The following is a 19,674-nucleotide window of genomic DNA, read 5'->3' on the forward strand; positions in this document are numbered from 1 at the left end:
GCAAAAAAAGGCAGATCTCTAAAAAGAAACCTGCCCATTCTTTCTATCTATGCTGTAAAAAATACTTTAAATAATATGCGAACGTAACATCCAAGCAGTTTTCTCATGTGCGGCCATAATACCCACTAAAAAGTCTTCCGTTCCAGCATCGTCCAATTCATCACCAACGATGGAAATTTGCTCCCGGATATAAATAATAATAGCCTCAAAATCGGCTAAAATTTCTTTAATGTACGATTTACTATCATTCTTACTCGGTTTGCTTTCACTTAAATGAGTTAATTCTAAAAACTCTTTCATCGAACCTATTGCATAATGTCCAATAGCACGTACACGTTCTGCAATTTCATCAATTGTTTCACTCAATTCTGTATAAATTTCTTCAAAAAAAAGATGCTGTGCATGAAAATCAGCCCCTTCAATATTCCAATGAGCATTCCGTACTTTAATATACAGCACATGTTCATCGGCTAATAATTTATTCAAAATTGTTGCAACAGCTTTTGTATTTTCTTTCTTAATACCAATACTTATATTCATAGCTTATATATTTAAAATATTAATAATTACTAATGTCATTCAATCTAATCAAGTCCTCATTATCCAACTCTAAATCAACTGCATCTACAAATGCATCTAAATGGCTTGTCTTTGTTGCACTTGCTATAGGAGCTGCTACTGTATCTTGATGCAAAAGCCACGCCAAAGCTATCGCAGATGGGCTTTTTTCATGTTTATTTGCTACTTCGATTAATGTTTTAACTATCTTTTGTCCTCGTTCATTCCAATATTGTTCTTTTATCCCCTCACTTCTCACAGATTGTAAGAAGTCATTGTCATTTTGGTATTTTCCGGTCAAAAAACCGCTTGCTAATGAATAATATGGAATAACAGCTAAAGTATAATCATGGGCAATTTGTCTATAATTATTTTCATATCCCGCACGCGAATAAAGATTATATTCAGGTTGTAGACTAATGTAAGCAGGTAAATTATGTTCGCGACTGAAGTCTAAAGATTCTTTTAACCTGTCAGCAGATATATTGGAGGCTCCGATGTACCGTACTTTTCCAGAACGTACTAAGTCCTCATAAGTTCGTAATGTTTCTTCTACACCAATTTCTTCTTGATCATAATGAGTTTGATAAACATCAATATAATCTGTCTTTAATCGTTTTAATGATAAATCTACCTGCTCTAAAATATGACTACGAGAAGTATTATAATTTGGGTTATCTGAAAATCTTCCGCCCACCTTAGTCATAACCACCAAATCATGCCTATTTTTACGGTCATACATCCACTTGCCTATAATACTTTCCGATTCACCCCCTCTATTACCCGGCACCCAGTGCGAATAACTATTTGCAGTATCAATAGCATTAAAGCCCAATTCGGTAAATTGATTTAAAATCTGAAATGATTCCTTTTCATCCAATGTCCATCCAAAAACATTTCCGCCAAAGATGATTGGCACAATTGTTAAGTCAGTAGAACTAAATTTTATATTCTTCATAAATACTATTCCATTTTATCGATACAACAAGTTAATGTTTTTGTTACAGTTAATAAAAGGTTAAAGTACATTTTACTGTCATAAAAGAAAGATAATGTTATTAGTTTTGCATTTCAATTTTCCCGAACATGTGCAAGATGCCCCTATATTTACATACATTCAATACTAAAACATCTTCTTTCGAAAAGCCCCAACAATTCACTTTTCCTTTTTCTTATGAGCCGCATCAATTAAGTATAATAGCAGCCCAAGAATTACAAAATTATTTAGAAACCCAAACCGACTTTCAACATAACTTCGGCCTCGATAAAGATAAAACACAAGCCATAGGCAAAATGTTTGGTGTATTAGTAGTGGAACAAAAAAATGGAGACCTAGGCTATTTAGCCGCCTATTCGGGAAAGTTAGCAGATAGTAATGAACACGCTTATTTCGTGCCCCCCATATTTAACATGTTAACCAAAGATAGCTTCTTTTTAATTGAAGAGGAAGAAATCAATGCATTAAACAGACAGCTTGGGCAGTTGGAAAATAATCTAGCATTAAAGTTATTAAAACAGGAACTTATCTCTTTAGAAAAAGAAAGTCAATTAAAATTGAAAGAGGCTAGATTAGCTATGAAAAAAGCAAAGCAAGAACGTCAACAGAAAAGAGAGGCAAACATAAACACGTTAAACACATCTAATTATGAGCTACTTCTTGCAGACCTTATTAAACAAAGTTATAGAGACCAACATGAGTATGATGTGCTCAAAACTAACTATAAAACGCAACTTACTACAATTGCGGAAAAAATAAATAGTATAGAAAAACAAAAAGAAGAAGTTAAACTTAAACGCAAGCATAAGTCGGCATCATTACAACGAAAGTTATTTGATCAGTATTACTTTTTGAATGCTAGGGGCGAAAAAAAATCAGTCTTGGCTGTTTTTGACGATTTTAATCAAATATTACCACCTGCTGGAGCTGGTGAATGTGCCGCCCCCAAACTCTTGCAATATGCCTACCAAAAAGACTTAAAGCCTCTAGCTATAGCAGAATTTTGGTGGGGATCTTCACCTTCTTCAGAAATAAGAAAACATAAGCATTTTTACCCGGCTTGCAAGAATAAATGTGAGCCCATATTGGGGCATATGTTACAAGGACTAGATATTGAGCCCAACCCCCTACTTCAAAATATAGCAATAGACACTGAGCTTGAAATTATTTATCAAGATCAAGATATTATAGTCGTTAATAAGCCTATTGAACTCTTATCTGTCCCAGGCATTAACATCCAAGATTCAGTGTACACAAGAGTACTTGATTTATTCCCAAACATTACTGGCCCTGTAATTGTTCACAGATTAGACATGTCAACATCGGGAATATTAGTTTTAGCAAGGAATAAAGAGGCGCATAAAAACATTCAAGCACAATTTATGCAGCAAACTGTTGTGAAACGATATACAGCATTATTGGATGGCCTTATCGCCTCAACAGATGGAACGATTGAACTTCCTATCCGTGTGGATTTAGATGATAGACCACGACAGCTCGTTTGCTACGAACATGGAAAACCCGCAAAAACAACTTACAAAGTAGTTGATGTTAAAGATTCTAAAACTAGAATTCACTTTTTCCCCCATACGGGTCGTACCCACCAGTTACGTGTACATGCAGCACATAAGTTAGGCTTAAACACAGCCATAGTTGGCGATGATCTGTACGGCAAAAAAGCAGACCGTTTACATCTTCACGCGGGATATTTAGAATTTACACATCCAGGGACAAAAAAGCAAATCTCTTTCGTAATTGCAGATCCTTTTTAGAGATTTATTAAATGAATTACATAAGATTAGCAAAATACAAACTCCCGTAACCACCAAGTAGTATAAGTGTCATGAAAAGAAATAGAAACACAAATAATACGCCATATAACAAAGAAAAACAGATTATAAATAAATGAACAAAATCAAGATAAAGTCAAAATCATTAATAAACAGTGAATTCTCTTTTTAATTCAGTTAAACAATTGTTACTTTTGTTTGTTTTTCTAAAATACTGACTACTGAAGTTCAAAAGTCAGTAAGAAAATATTAAGGTGAAATTAATATGTTAAAAAATTACATAATTCAGCACATTAGACAGTTTATTACTCTTTCTGTATTCGTTCTACTAGCAAACATAGTGTTAGGACAAACTATACACTTGAAAGGTAAAGTTGTGGATATTACGACTAAAGAACCTGTCGGTTATGCAACGGTATCAGCTATTGGTGCAACAAACGCTGCATCTACAGATGAAAATGGTAATTATATTTTAAAAGTTGAGCCTAGGTTTTCAAAAATAAGAGTATCCTTTCTAGGCTACGAACCGCAGGACATTACCATTACAGCAGATCCCTATCAAGAGTTAAATGTATATTTAGTTCCCGATGATAATGTAATTGAAACTATCACCGTAAAAGCGCCCCGTCGAGCAAAATATTCAAATAAAAATAACCCTGCAGTTGAACTGATTAGAAAAGTTATTGAACATAAAGACCAGAACAGAATTTCAGCCTATGATTATGCGGAATATCAGCAGTATGAAAAAATATCATTAGGCTTAAGTAACCTTTCTGAAAAATTTAAGAATAGAAAGATTTTCAAAAACTACCAGTTTTTATTTGAAAAAGAAGAAGTAGAAGAAGGTAAAGCATCTAGGGGTTATACTCTTCCTGCATTTATAGAAGAACGTCTATCTCAAATATACTCCCGAAAAAAACCAAATACTGTCAAGCAACTGATTCTTGCAGAGCAACGGGCACAATTTGACCCTAAGTTTGTTGATAATGATGGTTTGAGTGCGTATTTCAACAAGCTATATCAAGACATTGACATCTATGATAGCAATATTGAACTGGTAACCAACCAGTTCCTTAGTCCTATTGCGGGATCTTCTCCAACTTTTTATCGCTTCTATATTACAGATACCATCAAAACGGAACAACCCTATCTTGTTGAATTAAGCTTCTTTCCAAGAAATAAAGCAGACCTTTTATTTCAAGGCCGTTTATATATTACATTGGATGGAAAATATGCTGTAAAAAGAGCAGACTTAAGCGTAGCAGACGATATCAACTTAAATTTTGTACGTGATCTTGACGTTAGTCTTGACTTTGAAAAAGACGAAACAAACCGTTACTATTTAAAAAGTAGTTCACTTGGGCTTGATTTCTCCTTAACTGAAAAGGGTACAGGAATAAAAGGAAATAGAACTGTAACTTTTGAAAATTTTCAAACAGGTATAATACAACCAGACAGTGTATATCAAGGTCCTTCTGTCGTAAAAATATTTGAAGACAAAAACAAGAAAAGTCAAGAAACAATTGGAGAGGAATACTGGGCTCTAAACAGGCCAATACCACTGAAGCAGAATGAGAAGAATATTTACCACAATATTGACACGCTACAGTTGATTCCTTCTTTTCAGCGTTTCATGGATATTTCAGCTTTAATTCTATCGGGCTATAAGCAAGCTGGACCTGTGGAAGTCGGTCCGGTAAACACATTCTACAGCTTCAACCCTGTTGAAGGCTTTAGGCTTCGACTTGGAGGAAGAACGACAGAGAGGTTAAGTAAACGCTTTTATGCGGAAGGCTATGCAGCCTATGGTTTCAAAGATGAGAAGTGGAAATACTTCTTGGCTGGAACATATTCCCTAAATAATAAGTCCATATACACATTTCCGCAGCATTACATCCGCGCATCTTTTATGAGGGACACAAAAATCCCTGGTCAAAAGCTAGAGTTTGTTCAGGAAGACAACTTTTTATTATCATTTAAACGCGGTGATAATGAACGTTATTTATACAATGACATCTATAATTTAGAGTATAAAGCTGAGTTTAAAAATAACTTTTCATATGTATTGGGTTTTTCAAAATGGAAGCAGAAGCCAGCAGGTATTTTAAAATATGAGACCGTTGACGACCAAGGTAACACCACTATTTTCAGAGAGTTAAATACGACAGAACTTTCTTTAAGTTTACGCTATGCTCCGAACGAAGAGTATTACCAAGGGAAATTATACCGCACACCCATCTTCAACAAGTACCCCATAATGTATATGAATTATGTAGCAGGGCTTAAAAATGTATTAGATGGCGAACACACCTACCATAATTTCACTCTAGGTGTAGATAAGCGCTTTTACTTTTCACAACTGGGATATGCAGACGTAAACGTTGAAGGAAATTATATTCTAGGTGATAATATTCCTTTCCCATTCCTTAACATACACCGGGCAAACCAGACATATGCCTACCAACTGAACTCCTACAACTTAATGAACTTTTTGGAGTTTGTAAGTGACCACTCTGCATCCGTAAACGTACAATACTATATGAATGGTTTTATTTTGAATAAAATACCATTACTAAAGAAATTAAAACTACGTGAAGTATTTAGTTTTAAAGGGATCTATGGTGCACTCCGTGAGGAGAACGACCCTAAATACACAAATGATGTTTTTCAATTTCAGAAAAACGAAAACGACGACCCTATTACTTATGGTTTTGGTAGCAAACCATATATGGAAGCCAGCTTTGGGTTATCGAATATCTTTAAAATATTACGTGTAGACTACGTAAAGAGGCTTAATTATTTAGATCAGCCTGATGCACCAAAACACGGTATACGAGCTCGTATAAAGTTTGATTTTTAAAATTTTTCATGTTTATTTTATATTTCCAAAGCCGGTCTCCGCAACAAGACCGGCTTTATTTTTTTCCATAAAAAAGTACTGACTATAGCCTTTCTAATGGATTCTCCCATATATTACCCCTCCATCCTATTATCAGTTTAATATTATAAGAGCATCTTCTTATATTTGTGCGAATATTTTCAACTGTTTATCATGTCAACAAAAGAAGAAAAAATAAAAAACTTCGACCCCTCACAACCAGGCTTAGCGGATGCGAGTATATATGGTTTACCTTTCAATGCTGAGGAAAGCGATATCATTATCATTCCTGTTCCCTGGGAAGTAACAGTAAGTTATGGAGCTGGTGCGTCCGATGGACCTGCCGCTATTTTTGATGCTTCATTTCAAGTAGACTTATTACATCAAGATTTTCCAGAATTATGGAAGCTGGGAATTTTCATGGACGAGGCTCCAAAAGAATGGAAAGAAAACAGCGACACCTATAAAGCACTAGCTCAACCCATAATAGAAGCTTTAGAGGATGGGCAAGATATCGCTAAAATACCTGCCTTAAAAACCGACCTAGACACTATCAATGCTGCCTCTGACCAACTGAATAACAGCCTAAAAAAAGTAGTTCTGAAATGGCTAGATAAAGGCAAGAAGGTAATTCTTTTAGGAGGAGATCACTCAACCCCGCTAGGGTACTATCAAGCTTTAGCCACTAAACATAAAGATTTCGGGATATTACACTTTGATGCCCACATGGACTTGCGCATTGCCTACGAAGGTTTCACTTACTCTCACGCATCTATCATGTACAACGCCGTACAAATGCCTGAAATCTCCAAGCTAGTACAAGTGGGTATACGTGACTTCTGCGAAGAAGAAGTTGCAGTAGCATTGGCTTCTGACAAAATTCACGTATTCACCGATAAAGATTTAAAAAAGCAACAATTTGAAGGCTCTACTTGGAAAGAACAAGTAGATAAAATGATCGCCCTCTTACCTGATAAAGTAGCTATTAGTTTTGATATAGATGCTTTGTACCGTTGGTATTGTCCAAACACAGGCACTCCTGTACCTGGAGGCTTATCTTATGAACAAGCACAATATATGCTCACAGCACTTGCTAACTCTGACAAAAACATTATAGGAATAGACCTTGTTGAAGTAGCACCTGGAGATGACGAATGGGATGGCAACGTAGGCGCTCGACTCCTCTTTCATATGTGCGGCGTACTAGCAAAAAACAATGGTCTAAAAACAGGCGTTCCCATCGACTTTGACTAGTTATAACTTCTTTTTAGACGCATCACAAATTATTTAAGTTTCATAATACAATCGGATTTCAACAGATAACTGTCCGATTGTATCATGAGACATCAAAACCAACCTTACGAATATATTATTTCTGGTAAAGCTCTAATGGAAGCCCATCTGGATCATTAAAAAAGACAAACTGTTTACCAGTAAGTTCATCTATGCGTATAGATTCATGAGGGATATTCATAGTTTTCAGGTACTCTACCGCTTTTTTCAAGTCCTCTACCTCAAAAGCAATATGCCGTAAACCTAAAGCTTCAGGCCAAGAGGGTCTATCCGGTGAATTAGGAAAACTAAAAAGTTCAAGCATATATTTCCCTTGAAGCATTAGATCAATTTTGTACGAATCACGCTCCGCTCTATACGTCTTTTTAAGTACTTTAAAGCCCAAAATATCTGTGTAAAATGCTACCGAATGTTTATAATCTCTACATATAATAGCAACATGATGAAGGCCGCTGATTCCTAGCCCCATAATTATTTAGACCAATTGAAAAATATCAGTTACCCCCAACAGTTTACGCGCCGTAAAACCCTCGGCGTATTTCACCTGAATATTTCTACCAAACTCCATAGCCCTCCCTTTTGTTGACTCCATAAAATCCGGATTAGAAATATAAGTTTGTGGTTCAGAATCGTTAGCAGTGGCATTAAATTGGGTAGTATATGCTAAAACAGCCTTTTCTTTAATGTCCCAATAATCTGTTATATCTAATATAATATCAGGTTGAATATATTTATCTTGAATCAGTTGCAACTGCAATCTAGGCCGAAAAGCTTCCTGTAACACACCCGTATTCAAGTCTGTGGTTTCTATTCTACGTAAACCACTTAAGAACAGAGCATCATTCACAAGTGTACTGGCTCGACCATGATCTGGATGGCGATCATCCAAAGCGTTGGTAATAACAATTTCCGGACAATACCTACGTACACACTCAATGATAACTAACTGATGTTCCTTATTATTTTCAAAAAATCCATCCTGTAACTTTAGATTTTCCCTTATATTGACGCCTAGAATTTCTGCTGCACGAGCCGCTTCCATCTTTCTTGTTTCGGCATTACCTCTTGTCCCCAACTCGCCCTGCGTCAGATCAACAATTCCTACTTTTTTTCCTTCAGCAACATATTTAGCGATCGTTCCTCCTGCACCTAATTCTGCATCATCAGGGTGTACCGTTATAACTAACAAATCCAACTTCATAATCTCGTATTTTATCTTTTAAAACTACAAATAACCTAATGGATAGCGCAATGGATATGTAAATATTTACAACTACCAAGTCTATTAGCTTAAATAAGTAACAAAGATAAAAATTAAAAAGGGGTATTATTCAGCAATCAATTGTTCTATTTTTGTCAAAACACGCTTCGCCTCCGGACCTGTCGTACTATAAAAAAAATCTACAACTTCTCCTTGCTTATTGATCAGATATTTATGAAAATTCCACAAAGGCCTGCTGTTTACCTTTCCATTTTTTGTTTTATCAGCAAGGTACTGATACAGAGGGTCCGCATAATCACCGACAACATGTAAACGTTTAAACACAGGGAAGGTTACTTGCTGTTGTATTCTACAGTAAGTTTCAAGCTGTAATCCAGTCATAGGCTCCTGCCCTCGGAAATCATTCGAGGGGAAGGCCAATATTTCAAAACCTAAATCTTTATAACGCTGATAAAGCCTCTCGAGTGCTTTATATTGTGGCGTGAAAAAGCAACGACTTGCCGTATTAACGATCAAAAGAACCTTTCCAGAATAGTCCTGTAAAGATTTCTTTTCGCCATTAAACTGTAAAGCATTAAAACTATAAACGGACTCCATAACTTCTCCTTTCTTTTCTACAAATTCATGATGTACTATGCTAACGTTAAAAAACGATATTACTATTTAGTAATTGTACAAATTTTTGATTGGCCGCACACGTTCATAACTACGGATAATGTTCTCAATTTCATAATCCTCCTCTACATCGTATGTGTTTTTCAAATTATGACCAAAAACCTTTGCTACTGACTGAAAGAAAAAAGCAGAAAGCCCTCCTTTCATCTCTTTCACAAGTTCATAACTGGTACTACCGGTCTGTCTTTGTATAAGCTTAATTAAGATAGCCCCTTGTGAGATACTCAAATTCTTAATCTCCGCATTGAACTTAGCCTTAATCTCATCTTCACAAATTTTGATCAAGCGTTTCTCCTCTCTCTTACTTGACACCATGGCCAACTCTCTATCAAGCTTTTCATAACGTCGTTGTGCATATATAGCATAAGGTAAAACTCGTAAAACATTACGTTCTAATCTCAAATAACGCTGATGATCCTCCACAGTTTTAAACGTACGTTTCCGAGTAACTACAATCTCCTTAATAACAAAAAAAGGCACCACCTCTCCTGACTCCAGCTTATTAGTTAAGTAATTTGTGATAATGGCCCCCTCACCTTCGCCATAATGAGGCAACTGCAATTCTTGTGCTTGCAGCAGTATCGAAAAAGAGAAAAACACGAAAACCAAAAAAAACAATCTCTTCATGACCTCACTAAAATATTAACACAGTTTTAAAAATAAGTGAAATATTTACTATATTTATGATAACCTTTTCGTTGTTCCAGTAAGATAACAAAGAAAACAATAATAAAAGTACAAAAAACATTATATAAAAGCAATTTTTCTCAGTGTGTATATGGAAGATTATGTGATTGATATAGAAGCAGAAAACAAAGACATCAGAAAGAGATACCGGGCTTTATTACGGGCTTGTAAACCCACACTGCAGCGGGGAGATAAACAAGAAATTAGAAAAGCTTTTGATTTAGCATTAGAAAGCCACAAAGATATGCGCCGCAAATCAGGCGAGCCCTATATTTATCACCCCATTGCGGTCGCACAAATTGCAGCTGAAGAAATAGGGTTAGGCACCACTTCTATCGTATGCGCATTACTACACGATGTTGTAGAGGACACTTCAATGACACTAGTTGAGATTGAAGCCATGTTCGGCAAAAAGGTCGCACGTATTATTGATGGCTTAACAAAGATCTCCGGTATATTTGATCCGAACAGCTCTATGCAAGCTGAAAATTTCCGAAAGATGCTCCTTACTTTGGCCGATGACGTCCGGGTGATCTTAATCAAATTAGCCGATCGCCTACACAATATGCGCACTATGGAGTTCATGGCCCGCCATAAACAATTAAAAATAGCTTCAGAGACAAGTTACCTTTATGCCCCTTTAGCGCACCGCCTAGGTTTGTACGCTATAAAGTCAGAGCTTGAAGATCTCTCCATGAAATACACCGATCCGGAAACGTATAAATTTATAGCGCGAAAATTAAATGAAAAGAAAGCAGAACGAGAGCGTTTTGTAGAAGAATTCATTAAACCCGTAGAAGTTATCTTAGAAGAACAGGGCATCAAAGCGGAAGTTTTCGGAAGACCAAAATCCATTTATTCTATCTGGAATAAAATGCGAAAAAAATCCATTCCTTTTGAAGAGGTATATGACTTATTCGCTATACGTATAGTTATTGACACCATAACTGAACGGGAGAAGACAGAATGTTGGAAGGTCTATTCAATTATCACGGATTTATATAGACCGAATCCAGATCGCCTAAGAGACTGGGTGTCGTCTCCTAAAGGAAACGGATATGAATCATTACATACCACTGTAATGGGGCCAAAAGGGCAATGGGTAGAAGTGCAGATACGAACAAAACGCATGAACGAAATTGCAGAAAAAGGCTTTGCTGCACACTGGAAATATAAAGAATCAAATTCAGACAGTGGCTTAGACCAATGGATAGAAAAAGTTAGGCAAATGTTAAGTAGTCCAGAGCAAAATGCAATGGACTTTGTCGACGATTTCAAGATGAACCTCTTTTCGGATGAAATATTTATTTTTACCCCCAAAGGCTCTCTTGTCCAACTTCCAAACGGCGCAACAGCATTAGACTTTGCTTTCGAAATTCACTCAGATATAGGCGCTACCTGTATAGGGGCTAAAGTAAATCATAAGTTAGTTCCACTAAGTCATCCATTACAAAATGGCGATCAAGTCGAAATTATAACGTCAAACAAACAAACACCTAAAGAAGATTGGTTAAATTTTGTAATAACGGCCAAGGCTAAATCCAAAATCAGATCTTCATTAAAAGAAGAAAAAAGACGCATAGCTGAAGATGGTAAGGAGATACTTGAGCGTAAGCTAAAGTCACTAAAGATCACCTACAACACAGATAACATTAATAAAATAGCAAACTATTTTAAATACCCAAGTTCACAAGATCTATTTTACAATGTTGCCAAAGGTGTTATCGATGTAAAGAACCTAAGAGAGTACGCAGCGAGCGAAAAAGGTCCTGAACAACATCACCCACAATTTAATAGTCATATCACGGGATTGGTAGAAAAAATCAACAAAAAAGAAGTTGACACTATCCTTATAGGCGATGATATGCAAAAGATCGATTATACCCTTGCCCCTTGCTGCAACCCTATCCCGGGAGACGATATATTTGGTTTTCTAACAGTTAATGACGGCATAAAGATTCATAGAACCAGTTGTCCAAACTCTTCCAAACTCATGGCTAATTATGGTTATAGGATTCTAAAAGCGAAATGGTCGTCTTCGCAAGCTAATGTAGCATTCCTTACTGGGCTACGTATTATCGGTATTGATGATGTAGGCTTAGTAAACAAAATCACGAATGTAATCTCTAGCGAATTTAATGTTAATATTCGCTCCCTCTCCATAGTAAGTAATGAGGGAATATTCGATGGTGACATAATGGTTTTTGTAAACAACACGGAGCAATTAGACAAACTAATGGAAAATTTAAAAAACATCAACGGCATAACTAGTGTAACACGCTATGAGGCAAATACATAAAACGCTTATTTTGATGTATTTTTAAATCATCGTTTTTTAAAAATGAAATTGGTAAATTTGTAAGGAATTAAATTCGAATATGAATCAAGCAGAGAACTACCCTACGGTAAAAAAGATATTTGAAGCTTACTTAGAAAATAAAAATCTAAGAAAAACTCCAGAGCGTTACGCAATATTGGAGGAAATCTACTCACGTTCAGACCATTTCGACGTCGAGTCACTTTATATACACATGAAGAACAAAAAGTATCGTGTAAGCCGAGCTACGGTATACAACACCCTTGAACTTCTTGTTTCCTGTGATTTGGTGACTAAGCATCAGTTTGGTAAAAACATGGCCCAATTTGAAAAATCATTTGGCTACAAACAGCATGACCATGTCATCTGTATTGAATGTAATGTTGTCGTGGAATTCTGTGACCCACGTATCAACCAGATTCAAAGTTTAATGGGTGAATTACTAAAATTTGATATCAAGCACCACTCTTTAAATTTATATGGTGTCTGTGAAGCTTGTCAGAAAAAAAATGCAGAAAAAACAGACTCAAAAAGCGAGAATCCTGTAATTTCAAATTAATACAATAATCAACACTTTATTGTATTACCTTTGTCCCGTAAAAAACATCTTTTATTTTTTACAGGTACTATCGTTTTAAAAAAGTAAGAATATCAAATAATTTAAAAACTCAATATTACAAATATTATGCAAGTTGATGTGCTTCTAGGCCTACAATGGGGCGACGAAGGAAAAGGAAAAATAGTCGATGTATTTTGTAAACAATACGATTTAGTCGCTCGCTTTCAAGGAGGTCCTAATGCCGGACATACATTAGAGTTTGATAACAAAAAGTTTATTTTAAATACCATTCCATCAGGAATATTTAATGAAGGCACATTAAACCTAATCGGTGGTGGTGTAGTTATTGACCCTGTTACATTAAAACGGGAAATAGAGAGCTTGAAAGCAGCGGGTTCAGATCCAGTAGGAAAAGGCACGTTAGTCATTGCACGTAAGGCGCACCTTATTCTTCCTACGCACCGATTACTTGACGCAGCATCGGAGTCTAAAATGGGTGCGGGTAAAATCGGGTCTACTTTAAAGGGCATTGGTCCAACATATATGGACAAAACCGGTAGAAACGGATTACGTGTTGGTGATATCACATTACCAGATTTCAAAGAGCGTTACGAAAAGTTAAAAAACAAACATTTAGAGATCCTATCGCATTACGGTGAAATCCCCGCTTTCGATGATAAAGAAAAAGATTTCATGGAGGCTATAGAGTTTATCAAAACTATTCCTCATGTAGATGCTGAACATCTAGTGAATAGCTACATCAAATCTGGTAAAAAAGTACTAGCAGAAGGTGCTCAAGGTACATTATTAGACGTAGATTTTGGTTCATATCCATTTGTTACTTCATCCAACACGACTACAGCTGGAGCCTGTACAGGATTAGGTGTTGCGCCTAATAAAATCGGTTCTGTATTCGGTATTTTTAAAGCTTATGCAACACGTGTTGGTGGTGGGCCGTTTCCAACGGAACTTGACTGTGAAACTGGTGAAAAACTACGCCAATTAGGTCATGAGTTTGGTGCTATCACCGGACGCTCACGCCGTACAGGTTGGATTGATCTACCGGCATTAAAATATGCGATCATGTTAAATGGTGTCACAGACCTCATCATGATGAAAGCTGACGTCTTAGATACATTTGAAACCATAAAAGTATGTACACATTATAAGTACAAAGGTGAAGTAATTGATTATATGCCATATGAGGTTATTACAAATCAAGCAGAGCCTGTACTAGAAGAAATACAAGGTTGGAATCAGGATGTTACAGGAATCCGAACAAAAGAAGAAATTCCAACAGCATTGAAAAATTACATTGATTACTTAGAAAAAGCATTAGAGGTACCAATTAAGTTCCTATCAGTAGGTCCAGATCGTGTACAAACTATTGAATTGTAATTCTTTTTAATTACTCCAATGTCTTCGGCCACTTTTACTGTTGATATAAAAGTCTTTAAAGAAAAAGCCTTAACATGGGCACAAAAATTTAAGGAAATTGCATATCTTAATTCTAGTGGCTATACAACAGACGAATACACAGCAGTAGATAGTGTACTAGCTGTACATGCTGCTTCTGTATTTGAAAGCAATCAGATCAATACTTTTCAAAATCTTCAAGATTTTAAAGCCAAACATCCCAATACGTGGATGTTTGGCTTTTTTAGTTATGATCTTAAAAATGAAATTGAAAGTCTATCAACTAATAAGCCCGATAGATTGGGATTTCCTAATGCTGCTTTTTTTGTGCCACAAACACTCATCAAATTCAAAAAAGAACTTGTCGAAATTATAGCTCCTGATCCCCAATTAATTTTAGCACAAATTGAAGCCACAACAATAACAGAGACAGCAAGTAGTCAAACATTAAATATCAAAGTTAAAAGCCGCATGTCCAAGTCAGATTATACAAAGGCTTTCAATCATGTACAGCAACATATCAACCGCGGCGATATTTACGAAGTTAATCTCTGTCAGGAATTTTATGCTGAAGAAACTGATATTCAACCCCTTGAAGTATACAGAGCACTAGAATCAGTTTCCCCTACTCCTTTTTCTACTTTTTTCAAATGGAAAGATAAATTTGTTTTATGCGCCTCTCCTGAACGCTTTTTGGCAAAACGTAATGATACACTTATTTCCCAACCAATTAAAGGTACTGCAGCAAGAGGGAAAAACGCAAATGAAGATGAGCTAATTATAAAACGGTTGCAGAATGACCCTAAGGAAATTGCCGAGAACATTATGATTGTCGATTTAGTGCGTAATGACCTTACAATAAGTGCTAAACCAGGCTCTGTTGATGCTTCCAAAAAATTAGAAATTCATAGCTTCAAACAAGTACATCAACTTATATCTACGATAACCTGCCAGCAAGCCAATGAAATAGACGATCTTACTGCTATAAAAAATGCTTTCCCTCCAGGATCTATGACGGGCGCACCAAAAGTTAGCGCTATGCAAATATGTGAAAAATATGAGAACAGTAGAAGAGGTCTCTACTCAGGCTCTATAGGATACTTTGCCCCAAATGGTAGCTTTGACTTTAATGTCATCATCCGTTCCATATTGTATAATGAGAATTTAAAATATTTATCTTTTCACACCGGAGGCGCTATCACTTTAAATGCCAAGCTTGAAGATGAATACCAAGAATGTTTATTAAAAGCTTCTGCCATATTACAAGTTTTAAATGCAGATATTTATCCTTAATATGCAGCATTTATGATGAAATAGTAAATGTCTGCTCCTTTTATAAATATACATACCCATCAATTTGAAGAAAACAATGCTGCTTTCTTCTCACTGCCCAATATTATTTTAGGAAAAGACAAATTATCTACTTTACCAAGCTCTGTAGGAATCCATCCTCAATATATTTCTGATTGTTGGCAAAAACAACTGGACGAACTTCACCATGCAGCTCATTTACCCCAGGTAATCGCTATTGGCGAATGTGGGCTTGATAAATTATCTGCTACAGATTGGCAGCTCCAGATACAAGTGTTCGAACGACAAATAGCTATCGCTAATAAAGTCCAAAAGCCATTAATTATACATTGTGTTCGGGCTTACCAAGAATGTATAAAAGTATTAAAAAAAGAAAAAGTAAAGGTGCCTGTTATTTTCCATGGTTTCAATAAGCACCTTCAATTAGCGCAACAGCTTTTACATCAAGGCTATTACTTAAGCCTTGATCCTATACTCCTAAAAGGAAAAAAAGACGACTTGATTACAAATTTACCTTTAGCTTATTTATTCTTAGAAACTGACGGGAAACCTATTAAAATAACAGATGTTTATACGTACTTTTGCGAAGTTCGAAAAATTGGTTTAGCTGAATTGAAAGAACTGGTTGGTAGTAACTTTAAGAAGGTATTTAAGACGTTTGTTTAAAAATGAAGGATTTATCGTGGCTTTCTAGAACAGAAGCTTTAACAGGACGCGAAGCATTAGAAAAGCTCGCTCAGACTCATGTAATGGTACTCGGTTTAGGTGGCGTAGGTTCGTTTGCTGCCGAATTTATATGTAGAGCTGGTGTCGGCAAAATGACAATCATCGATGGAGATACAGTCGACCCTTCAAATAGGAATAGACAATTACCTGCCCTTTCAACAAACCATGGTCTTGCAAAAGCTGAAATCATGCGTGAAAGACTGCTCGCTATAAATCCGGAACTGCAATTAAATGTTGTACAAGATTTTATACTACCTGAAACTATACCAGCATTACTAGATTTAAAACCAGACTATTGTGTCGAAGCTATAGATAGTATAACACCAAAACTTTTCTTCATACGTAAAGTCATCGAACAGAAAATTCCCTTTGTAAGCTCTATGGGTGCGGGTGGTAAAGTCGACCCTACAAAAATTAAAATAGCAGATATTAGTCAGTCCTACAACTGTAAACTAGCTCAGCATATACGTAAAAAATTACGCAAGCACGGCATCAACACAGGGGTTAAAGTAGCATTTTCTACAGAACTTCCTGATAAGAACTCATTATTATACACAGACGGTAGTAATTTTAAAAAATCTGCCTATGGAACAATCTCTTATTTACCTGCAGCATTTGGAGGAGCAATCGCCTCGGTTGCCATTCGAGAACTAATGGGAATGGAAGTTAAATAAGCCCTTTTATTATACTAATTAAATTAGTATAATTGCATTGTGAATAAACAAAAGGATTTTGCAATTGTAGATATTGAAACAACAGGCAGTCATGCATCAGGTAGTCGTATAACAGAGATTGCAATTGTTATACATAACGGTAAAAAGATTATAGATCGTTATGAAACACTAATCAACCCCGACTGCCCTATCCCCTACAATATTCAGGTACTAACAGGAATTAGTCCAGAAATGGTAGAGAGTGCACCTCGTTTTGAAGACATAGCCGAAGATATCTTTCACCTTTTACAAGGAAAAATTTTTGTAGCCCATAATGTGAATTTTGACTTTAGCTTTATAGTAAAAGAACTAAAACAGGCAGGTTATGAATGGCAAGCTCCAAAATTATGTACGGTGCGTTTAGCTCGAAAGATAATACCTGGCTACAAATCATATAGCCTTGGTAAGCTATGTGCCCAGCTTGACATATCTATTCAGAATAGACACCGGGCGATGGGCGACACAGAAGCCACGGTCAAGCTATTTGAGATTCTCTTGAAAAAAGACACGGACAACTATATACTCCAAAGTATCAGAAAGAATACAGAACACCGACTTCCTCCTCAGGTGTCAGGTGAAGACTTTGCTAAAATTCCAGAAACTACCGGTATCTATTTATTCAGGAATAAAAAAGGTAAAATTATATATGTAGGTAAAGCCTTAAACATAAAAAAGCGTATTCTAAGTCATTTCACAGGCAGTAATACTAGCTTACAGAGACAAGAATTTATTAGAAACATTTCTTCTATTGATTTTCAAGAGTCGGGGACGGAGTTAATGGCCTTATTAATGGAATGCCAACTCATAAAAAAACATTGGCCAGTGTATAATAAAGCATTAAAAAAGTACGAGCCTAAGTTTGTACTTGTCCACTATCAAGATATCAGAGGTTACGACAGGCTAGCTATAAGTAAGGCAATGCCCAACCTTTTAGGTTTACAATATTTTGAAACAGCCAATCAAGCCAATCTATACCTGAGTAATTTAATTCGTGATTTTAATTTAAGTCCTGCTTTCTGCACATTTTTCTCTCCCGGTAATGAGACAAAAACAATAAAAAGTGAAACGAAGGAAAGCCCACAGGATATAATTTCTTCCAACCAACTAATGAGCAGTGCTATAGATCATTTAAGCAACTTTAATCGTTCTTTCATTCTCATTGACAAGGGCCGCAGATACGAAGAGCAAAGTTACATCTATTACAAAGAAAATAAACTTTTTGCTTTGGGTTTTATAGATTCCACCCTACAATGGCATGCAGCAGAAGATATTGTCTCTTACCAGGATAAATGTATCAGTAATTATTATATGCAGCAATTAGTACTGGATTATGCAATTAAAAACCCTGATAAAGTATATAACTTACCACGTCCATAAATCAGCGTAAGACCAAACAACATATCCTTAGTAAGCTTAACTTTCAGTGGCTGTAAGAATATCAACCTTTTCTAGATATTTCTCTACCTTTCCCACCATATCTGCGCTTCCTATAACAATCGGAACACGTTGATGAAGGTGAGTGGGCCTAATATCCAGAACTCTACAAGTATTAGAAATGGCTCTTCCTCCCGCTTGTTCTATAATAAAAGCCATAGGATTACATTCATACAATAAACGTAGCTTTCCTTGCGGATAAGCACTACTTTCAGGATAAAGAAAAACACCTCCAATAATTAAAGTACGGTGTATATCTGCAACCATAGAACCAATATACCGAGAAGTATAAGGTCTACTAGTTGAAGCATCCTCTTCCTGACAATATTTTATATAATCCTTAATATACTGTGGAAATTTTCTATAATTACCTTCATTAACAGAATAGGTTTTCCCTTGTTTTGGTATACGCATATCCGGATGAGACAAACAAAACTCTCCAATTGACGGATCTAATGTAAATCCATTTACCCCTTTACCCGTAGTATAAACCAACATCGTAGATGATCCATATATAACATAACCTGCGGCTACTTGTTCACGCCCATACTGTAGTACTTCTTGGCTTTCAATAACACCACTTTCCTTTTTTCTACGATAGATAGAAAATATAGTACCTACAGAAACGTTTAAATCAATATTTGATGAGCCATCCAATGGATCAACACAAACGATATACTGTCCATATTTTGAAGTAACAAGAGTTGAGAGGTCAATGCCATCCTCATGCTCTTCTGAAGCAATATAACAACACTCTCCGCCTCTACTTAAAGCTTCAATAAATTGCTCATCTGCAAAAACATCTAATTTCTGCTGTACTTCACCTTGAATATTTGCACTTCCATTTTCACCGAGCATATCTGCTAAACCGGCTTTGTTGACTGCCCTATTAACCACCTTCGCAGCTATTCCAATATCACGAAGTAAGCGAGATAGTTCGCCTTTAGCATAAGGAAAATCAGCCTGCTTTTCAATAATAAATTGCCCTAATGTTTTTAATGACATGCTTAAAATATTTAATCATAAATAAAGGTAAAGGGGGCAGCGTAGGAAAAACAAACGCACGAATTTTTTATATTGGCGCACTGCCCCCAGTAA

17 protein-coding genes are annotated in these 19,674 nt (G+C 36.1%); 10 read left to right on the forward strand and 7 right to left on the reverse strand.

Annotated features, from left to right (window positions below):
- Window positions 1-66: 66 nt before the first annotated feature.
- Both ORI89_RS05925 and ORI89_RS05930 read right to left on the reverse strand, forming a co-directional pair.
- Window positions 67-540 (reverse strand): Dps family protein, encoded by a 474-nt coding sequence (locus tag ORI89_RS05925; RefSeq protein WP_268229520.1) that lies wholly within the window; start codon window positions 538-540, stop codon window positions 67-69.
- 19 nt (window positions 541-559) lie between these two features.
- Window positions 560-1,516: an aldo/keto reductase gene (locus ORI89_RS05930; RefSeq protein WP_268229521.1), complete on the reverse strand. Its 957-nt coding sequence runs from the start codon at window positions 1,514-1,516 to the stop codon at window positions 560-562.
- Between the two features lie 137 nt (window positions 1,517-1,653).
- Between ORI89_RS05930 and ORI89_RS05935 the strand changes: the two genes are divergently transcribed.
- The 3 genes from ORI89_RS05935 (at window position 1,654) to ORI89_RS05945 (ending at window position 7,477) form a co-directional block, all read left to right on the forward strand.
- Entirely contained in the window at window positions 1,654-3,327 is a 1,674-nt protein-coding gene (locus ORI89_RS05935; protein ID WP_268229522.1) for an RluA family pseudouridine synthase, read from the forward strand.
- Between the two features lie 283 nt (window positions 3,328-3,610).
- Window positions 3,611-6,205 carry a DUF5686 and carboxypeptidase-like regulatory domain-containing protein gene (locus tag ORI89_RS05940; RefSeq protein ID WP_268229523.1) on the forward strand — a complete coding sequence of 865 codons (2,595 nt, stop codon included), beginning with the start codon at window positions 3,611-3,613 and terminating at the stop codon, window positions 6,203-6,205.
- A gap of 192 nt (window positions 6,206-6,397) precedes the next feature.
- Window positions 6,398-7,477 (forward strand): agmatinase family protein, encoded by a 1,080-nt coding sequence (locus tag ORI89_RS05945; protein ID WP_268229524.1) that lies wholly within the window; start codon window positions 6,398-6,400, stop codon window positions 7,475-7,477.
- A 115-nt stretch (window positions 7,478-7,592) separates the two neighbouring features.
- Here the strand turns inward: ORI89_RS05945 and gloA2 are convergent, their stop codons facing one another.
- The 4 genes from gloA2 to ORI89_RS05965 form a co-directional block, all read right to left on the reverse strand.
- Window positions 7,593-7,985, reverse strand: coding sequence for an SMU1112c/YaeR family gloxylase I-like metalloprotein (gloA2, locus tag ORI89_RS05950; protein WP_268229525.1), 393 nt, complete (start codon window positions 7,983-7,985; stop codon window positions 7,593-7,595).
- A 6-nt stretch (window positions 7,986-7,991) separates the two neighbouring features.
- Window positions 7,992-8,717 carry a bacillithiol biosynthesis deacetylase BshB1 gene (bshB1, locus tag ORI89_RS05955; protein WP_268229526.1) on the reverse strand — a complete coding sequence of 242 codons (726 nt, stop codon included), beginning with the start codon at window positions 8,715-8,717 and terminating at the stop codon, window positions 7,992-7,994.
- Between the two features lie 126 nt (window positions 8,718-8,843).
- On the reverse strand, window positions 8,844-9,335 hold the full coding sequence (locus ORI89_RS05960) for a glutathione peroxidase (protein ID WP_268229527.1): 492 nt from the start codon (window positions 9,333-9,335) through the stop codon (window positions 8,844-8,846).
- A gap of 66 nt (window positions 9,336-9,401) precedes the next feature.
- Complete coding sequence (locus ORI89_RS05965; RefSeq protein WP_268229528.1) at window positions 9,402-10,040, reverse strand: DUF4294 domain-containing protein; 639 nt, start codon at window positions 10,038-10,040, stop codon at window positions 9,402-9,404.
- Between the two features lie 151 nt (window positions 10,041-10,191).
- Between ORI89_RS05965 and ORI89_RS05970 the strand changes: the two genes are divergently transcribed.
- The 7 genes from ORI89_RS05970 to ORI89_RS06000 all read left to right on the forward strand — a co-directional run bounded on the left by ORI89_RS05970 (window position 10,192) and on the right by ORI89_RS06000 (window position 18,519).
- Window positions 10,192-12,399 carry a RelA/SpoT family protein gene (locus ORI89_RS05970; protein ID WP_268229529.1) on the forward strand — a complete coding sequence of 736 codons (2,208 nt, stop codon included), beginning with the start codon at window positions 10,192-10,194 and terminating at the stop codon, window positions 12,397-12,399.
- A 79-nt stretch (window positions 12,400-12,478) separates the two neighbouring features.
- Complete coding sequence (locus ORI89_RS05975; RefSeq protein WP_268229530.1) at window positions 12,479-12,976, forward strand: Fur family transcriptional regulator; 498 nt, start codon at window positions 12,479-12,481, stop codon at window positions 12,974-12,976.
- A 126-nt stretch (window positions 12,977-13,102) separates the two neighbouring features.
- Window positions 13,103-14,374: an adenylosuccinate synthase gene (locus ORI89_RS05980; RefSeq protein WP_268229531.1), complete on the forward strand. Its 1,272-nt coding sequence runs from the start codon at window positions 13,103-13,105 to the stop codon at window positions 14,372-14,374.
- Between the two features lie 18 nt (window positions 14,375-14,392).
- Window positions 14,393-15,685 (forward strand): anthranilate synthase component I family protein, encoded by a 1,293-nt coding sequence (locus tag ORI89_RS05985; RefSeq protein ID WP_268229532.1) that lies wholly within the window; start codon window positions 14,393-14,395, stop codon window positions 15,683-15,685.
- 27 nt (window positions 15,686-15,712) lie between these two features.
- Window positions 15,713-16,369, forward strand: coding sequence for a TatD family hydrolase (locus ORI89_RS05990; protein ID WP_268229533.1), 657 nt, complete (start codon window positions 15,713-15,715; stop codon window positions 16,367-16,369).
- A 2-nt stretch (window positions 16,370-16,371) separates the two neighbouring features.
- Complete coding sequence (locus tag ORI89_RS05995; protein ID WP_268229534.1) at window positions 16,372-17,103, forward strand: tRNA threonylcarbamoyladenosine dehydratase; 732 nt, start codon at window positions 16,372-16,374, stop codon at window positions 17,101-17,103.
- Between the two features lie 39 nt (window positions 17,104-17,142).
- Complete coding sequence (locus ORI89_RS06000) at window positions 17,143-18,519, forward strand: exonuclease domain-containing protein (protein WP_268229535.1); 1,377 nt, start codon at window positions 17,143-17,145, stop codon at window positions 18,517-18,519.
- A gap of 36 nt (window positions 18,520-18,555) precedes the next feature.
- On the opposite strand, the gene fbp is transcribed toward ORI89_RS06000, so the two are convergent.
- On the reverse strand, window positions 18,556-19,581 hold the full coding sequence (fbp, locus tag ORI89_RS06005) for a class 1 fructose-bisphosphatase (protein WP_268229536.1): 1,026 nt from the start codon (window positions 19,579-19,581) through the stop codon (window positions 18,556-18,558).
- Between the last annotated feature and the right edge of the window lie 93 nt (window positions 19,582-19,674).

The organism is Sphingobacterium sp. UT-1RO-CII-1 (assembly GCF_026711005.1).
Taxonomy (GTDB): domain Bacteria; phylum Bacteroidota; class Bacteroidia; order Sphingobacteriales; family Sphingobacteriaceae; genus Sphingobacterium.

Coding starts and splice junctions, on each gene's coding strand:
- ORI89_RS05925 (WP_268229520.1), bottom strand. CDS start 540: ATGAATATAAGTATTGGTATTAAGAAAGAAAATACAAAAGCTGTTGCA.
- ORI89_RS05930 (WP_268229521.1), bottom strand. CDS start 1,516: ATGAAGAATATAAAATTTAGTTCTACTGACTTAACAATTGTGCCAATC.
- ORI89_RS05935 (WP_268229522.1), top strand. CDS start 1,654: ATGCCCCTATATTTACATACATTCAATACTAAAACATCTTCTTTCGAA.
- ORI89_RS05940 (WP_268229523.1), top strand. CDS start 3,611: ATGTTAAAAAATTACATAATTCAGCACATTAGACAGTTTATTACTCTT.
- ORI89_RS05945 (WP_268229524.1), top strand. CDS start 6,398: ATGTCAACAAAAGAAGAAAAAATAAAAAACTTCGACCCCTCACAACCA.
- gloA2 (WP_268229525.1), bottom strand. CDS start 7,985: ATGGGGCTAGGAATCAGCGGCCTTCATCATGTTGCTATTATATGTAGA.
- bshB1 (WP_268229526.1), bottom strand. CDS start 8,717: ATGAAGTTGGATTTGTTAGTTATAACGGTACACCCTGATGATGCAGAA.
- ORI89_RS05960 (WP_268229527.1), bottom strand. CDS start 9,335: ATGGAGTCCGTTTATAGTTTTAATGCTTTACAGTTTAATGGCGAAAAG.
- ORI89_RS05965 (WP_268229528.1), bottom strand. CDS start 10,040: ATGAAGAGATTGTTTTTTTTGGTTTTCGTGTTTTTCTCTTTTTCGATA.
- ORI89_RS05970 (WP_268229529.1), top strand. CDS start 10,192: ATGGAAGATTATGTGATTGATATAGAAGCAGAAAACAAAGACATCAGA.
- ORI89_RS05975 (WP_268229530.1), top strand. CDS start 12,479: ATGAATCAAGCAGAGAACTACCCTACGGTAAAAAAGATATTTGAAGCT.
- ORI89_RS05980 (WP_268229531.1), top strand. CDS start 13,103: ATGCAAGTTGATGTGCTTCTAGGCCTACAATGGGGCGACGAAGGAAAA.
- ORI89_RS05985 (WP_268229532.1), top strand. CDS start 14,393: ATGTCTTCGGCCACTTTTACTGTTGATATAAAAGTCTTTAAAGAAAAA.
- ORI89_RS05990 (WP_268229533.1), top strand. CDS start 15,713: ATGTCTGCTCCTTTTATAAATATACATACCCATCAATTTGAAGAAAAC.
- ORI89_RS05995 (WP_268229534.1), top strand. CDS start 16,372: ATGAAGGATTTATCGTGGCTTTCTAGAACAGAAGCTTTAACAGGACGC.
- fbp (WP_268229536.1), bottom strand. CDS start 19,581: ATGTCATTAAAAACATTAGGGCAATTTATTATTGAAAAGCAGGCTGAT.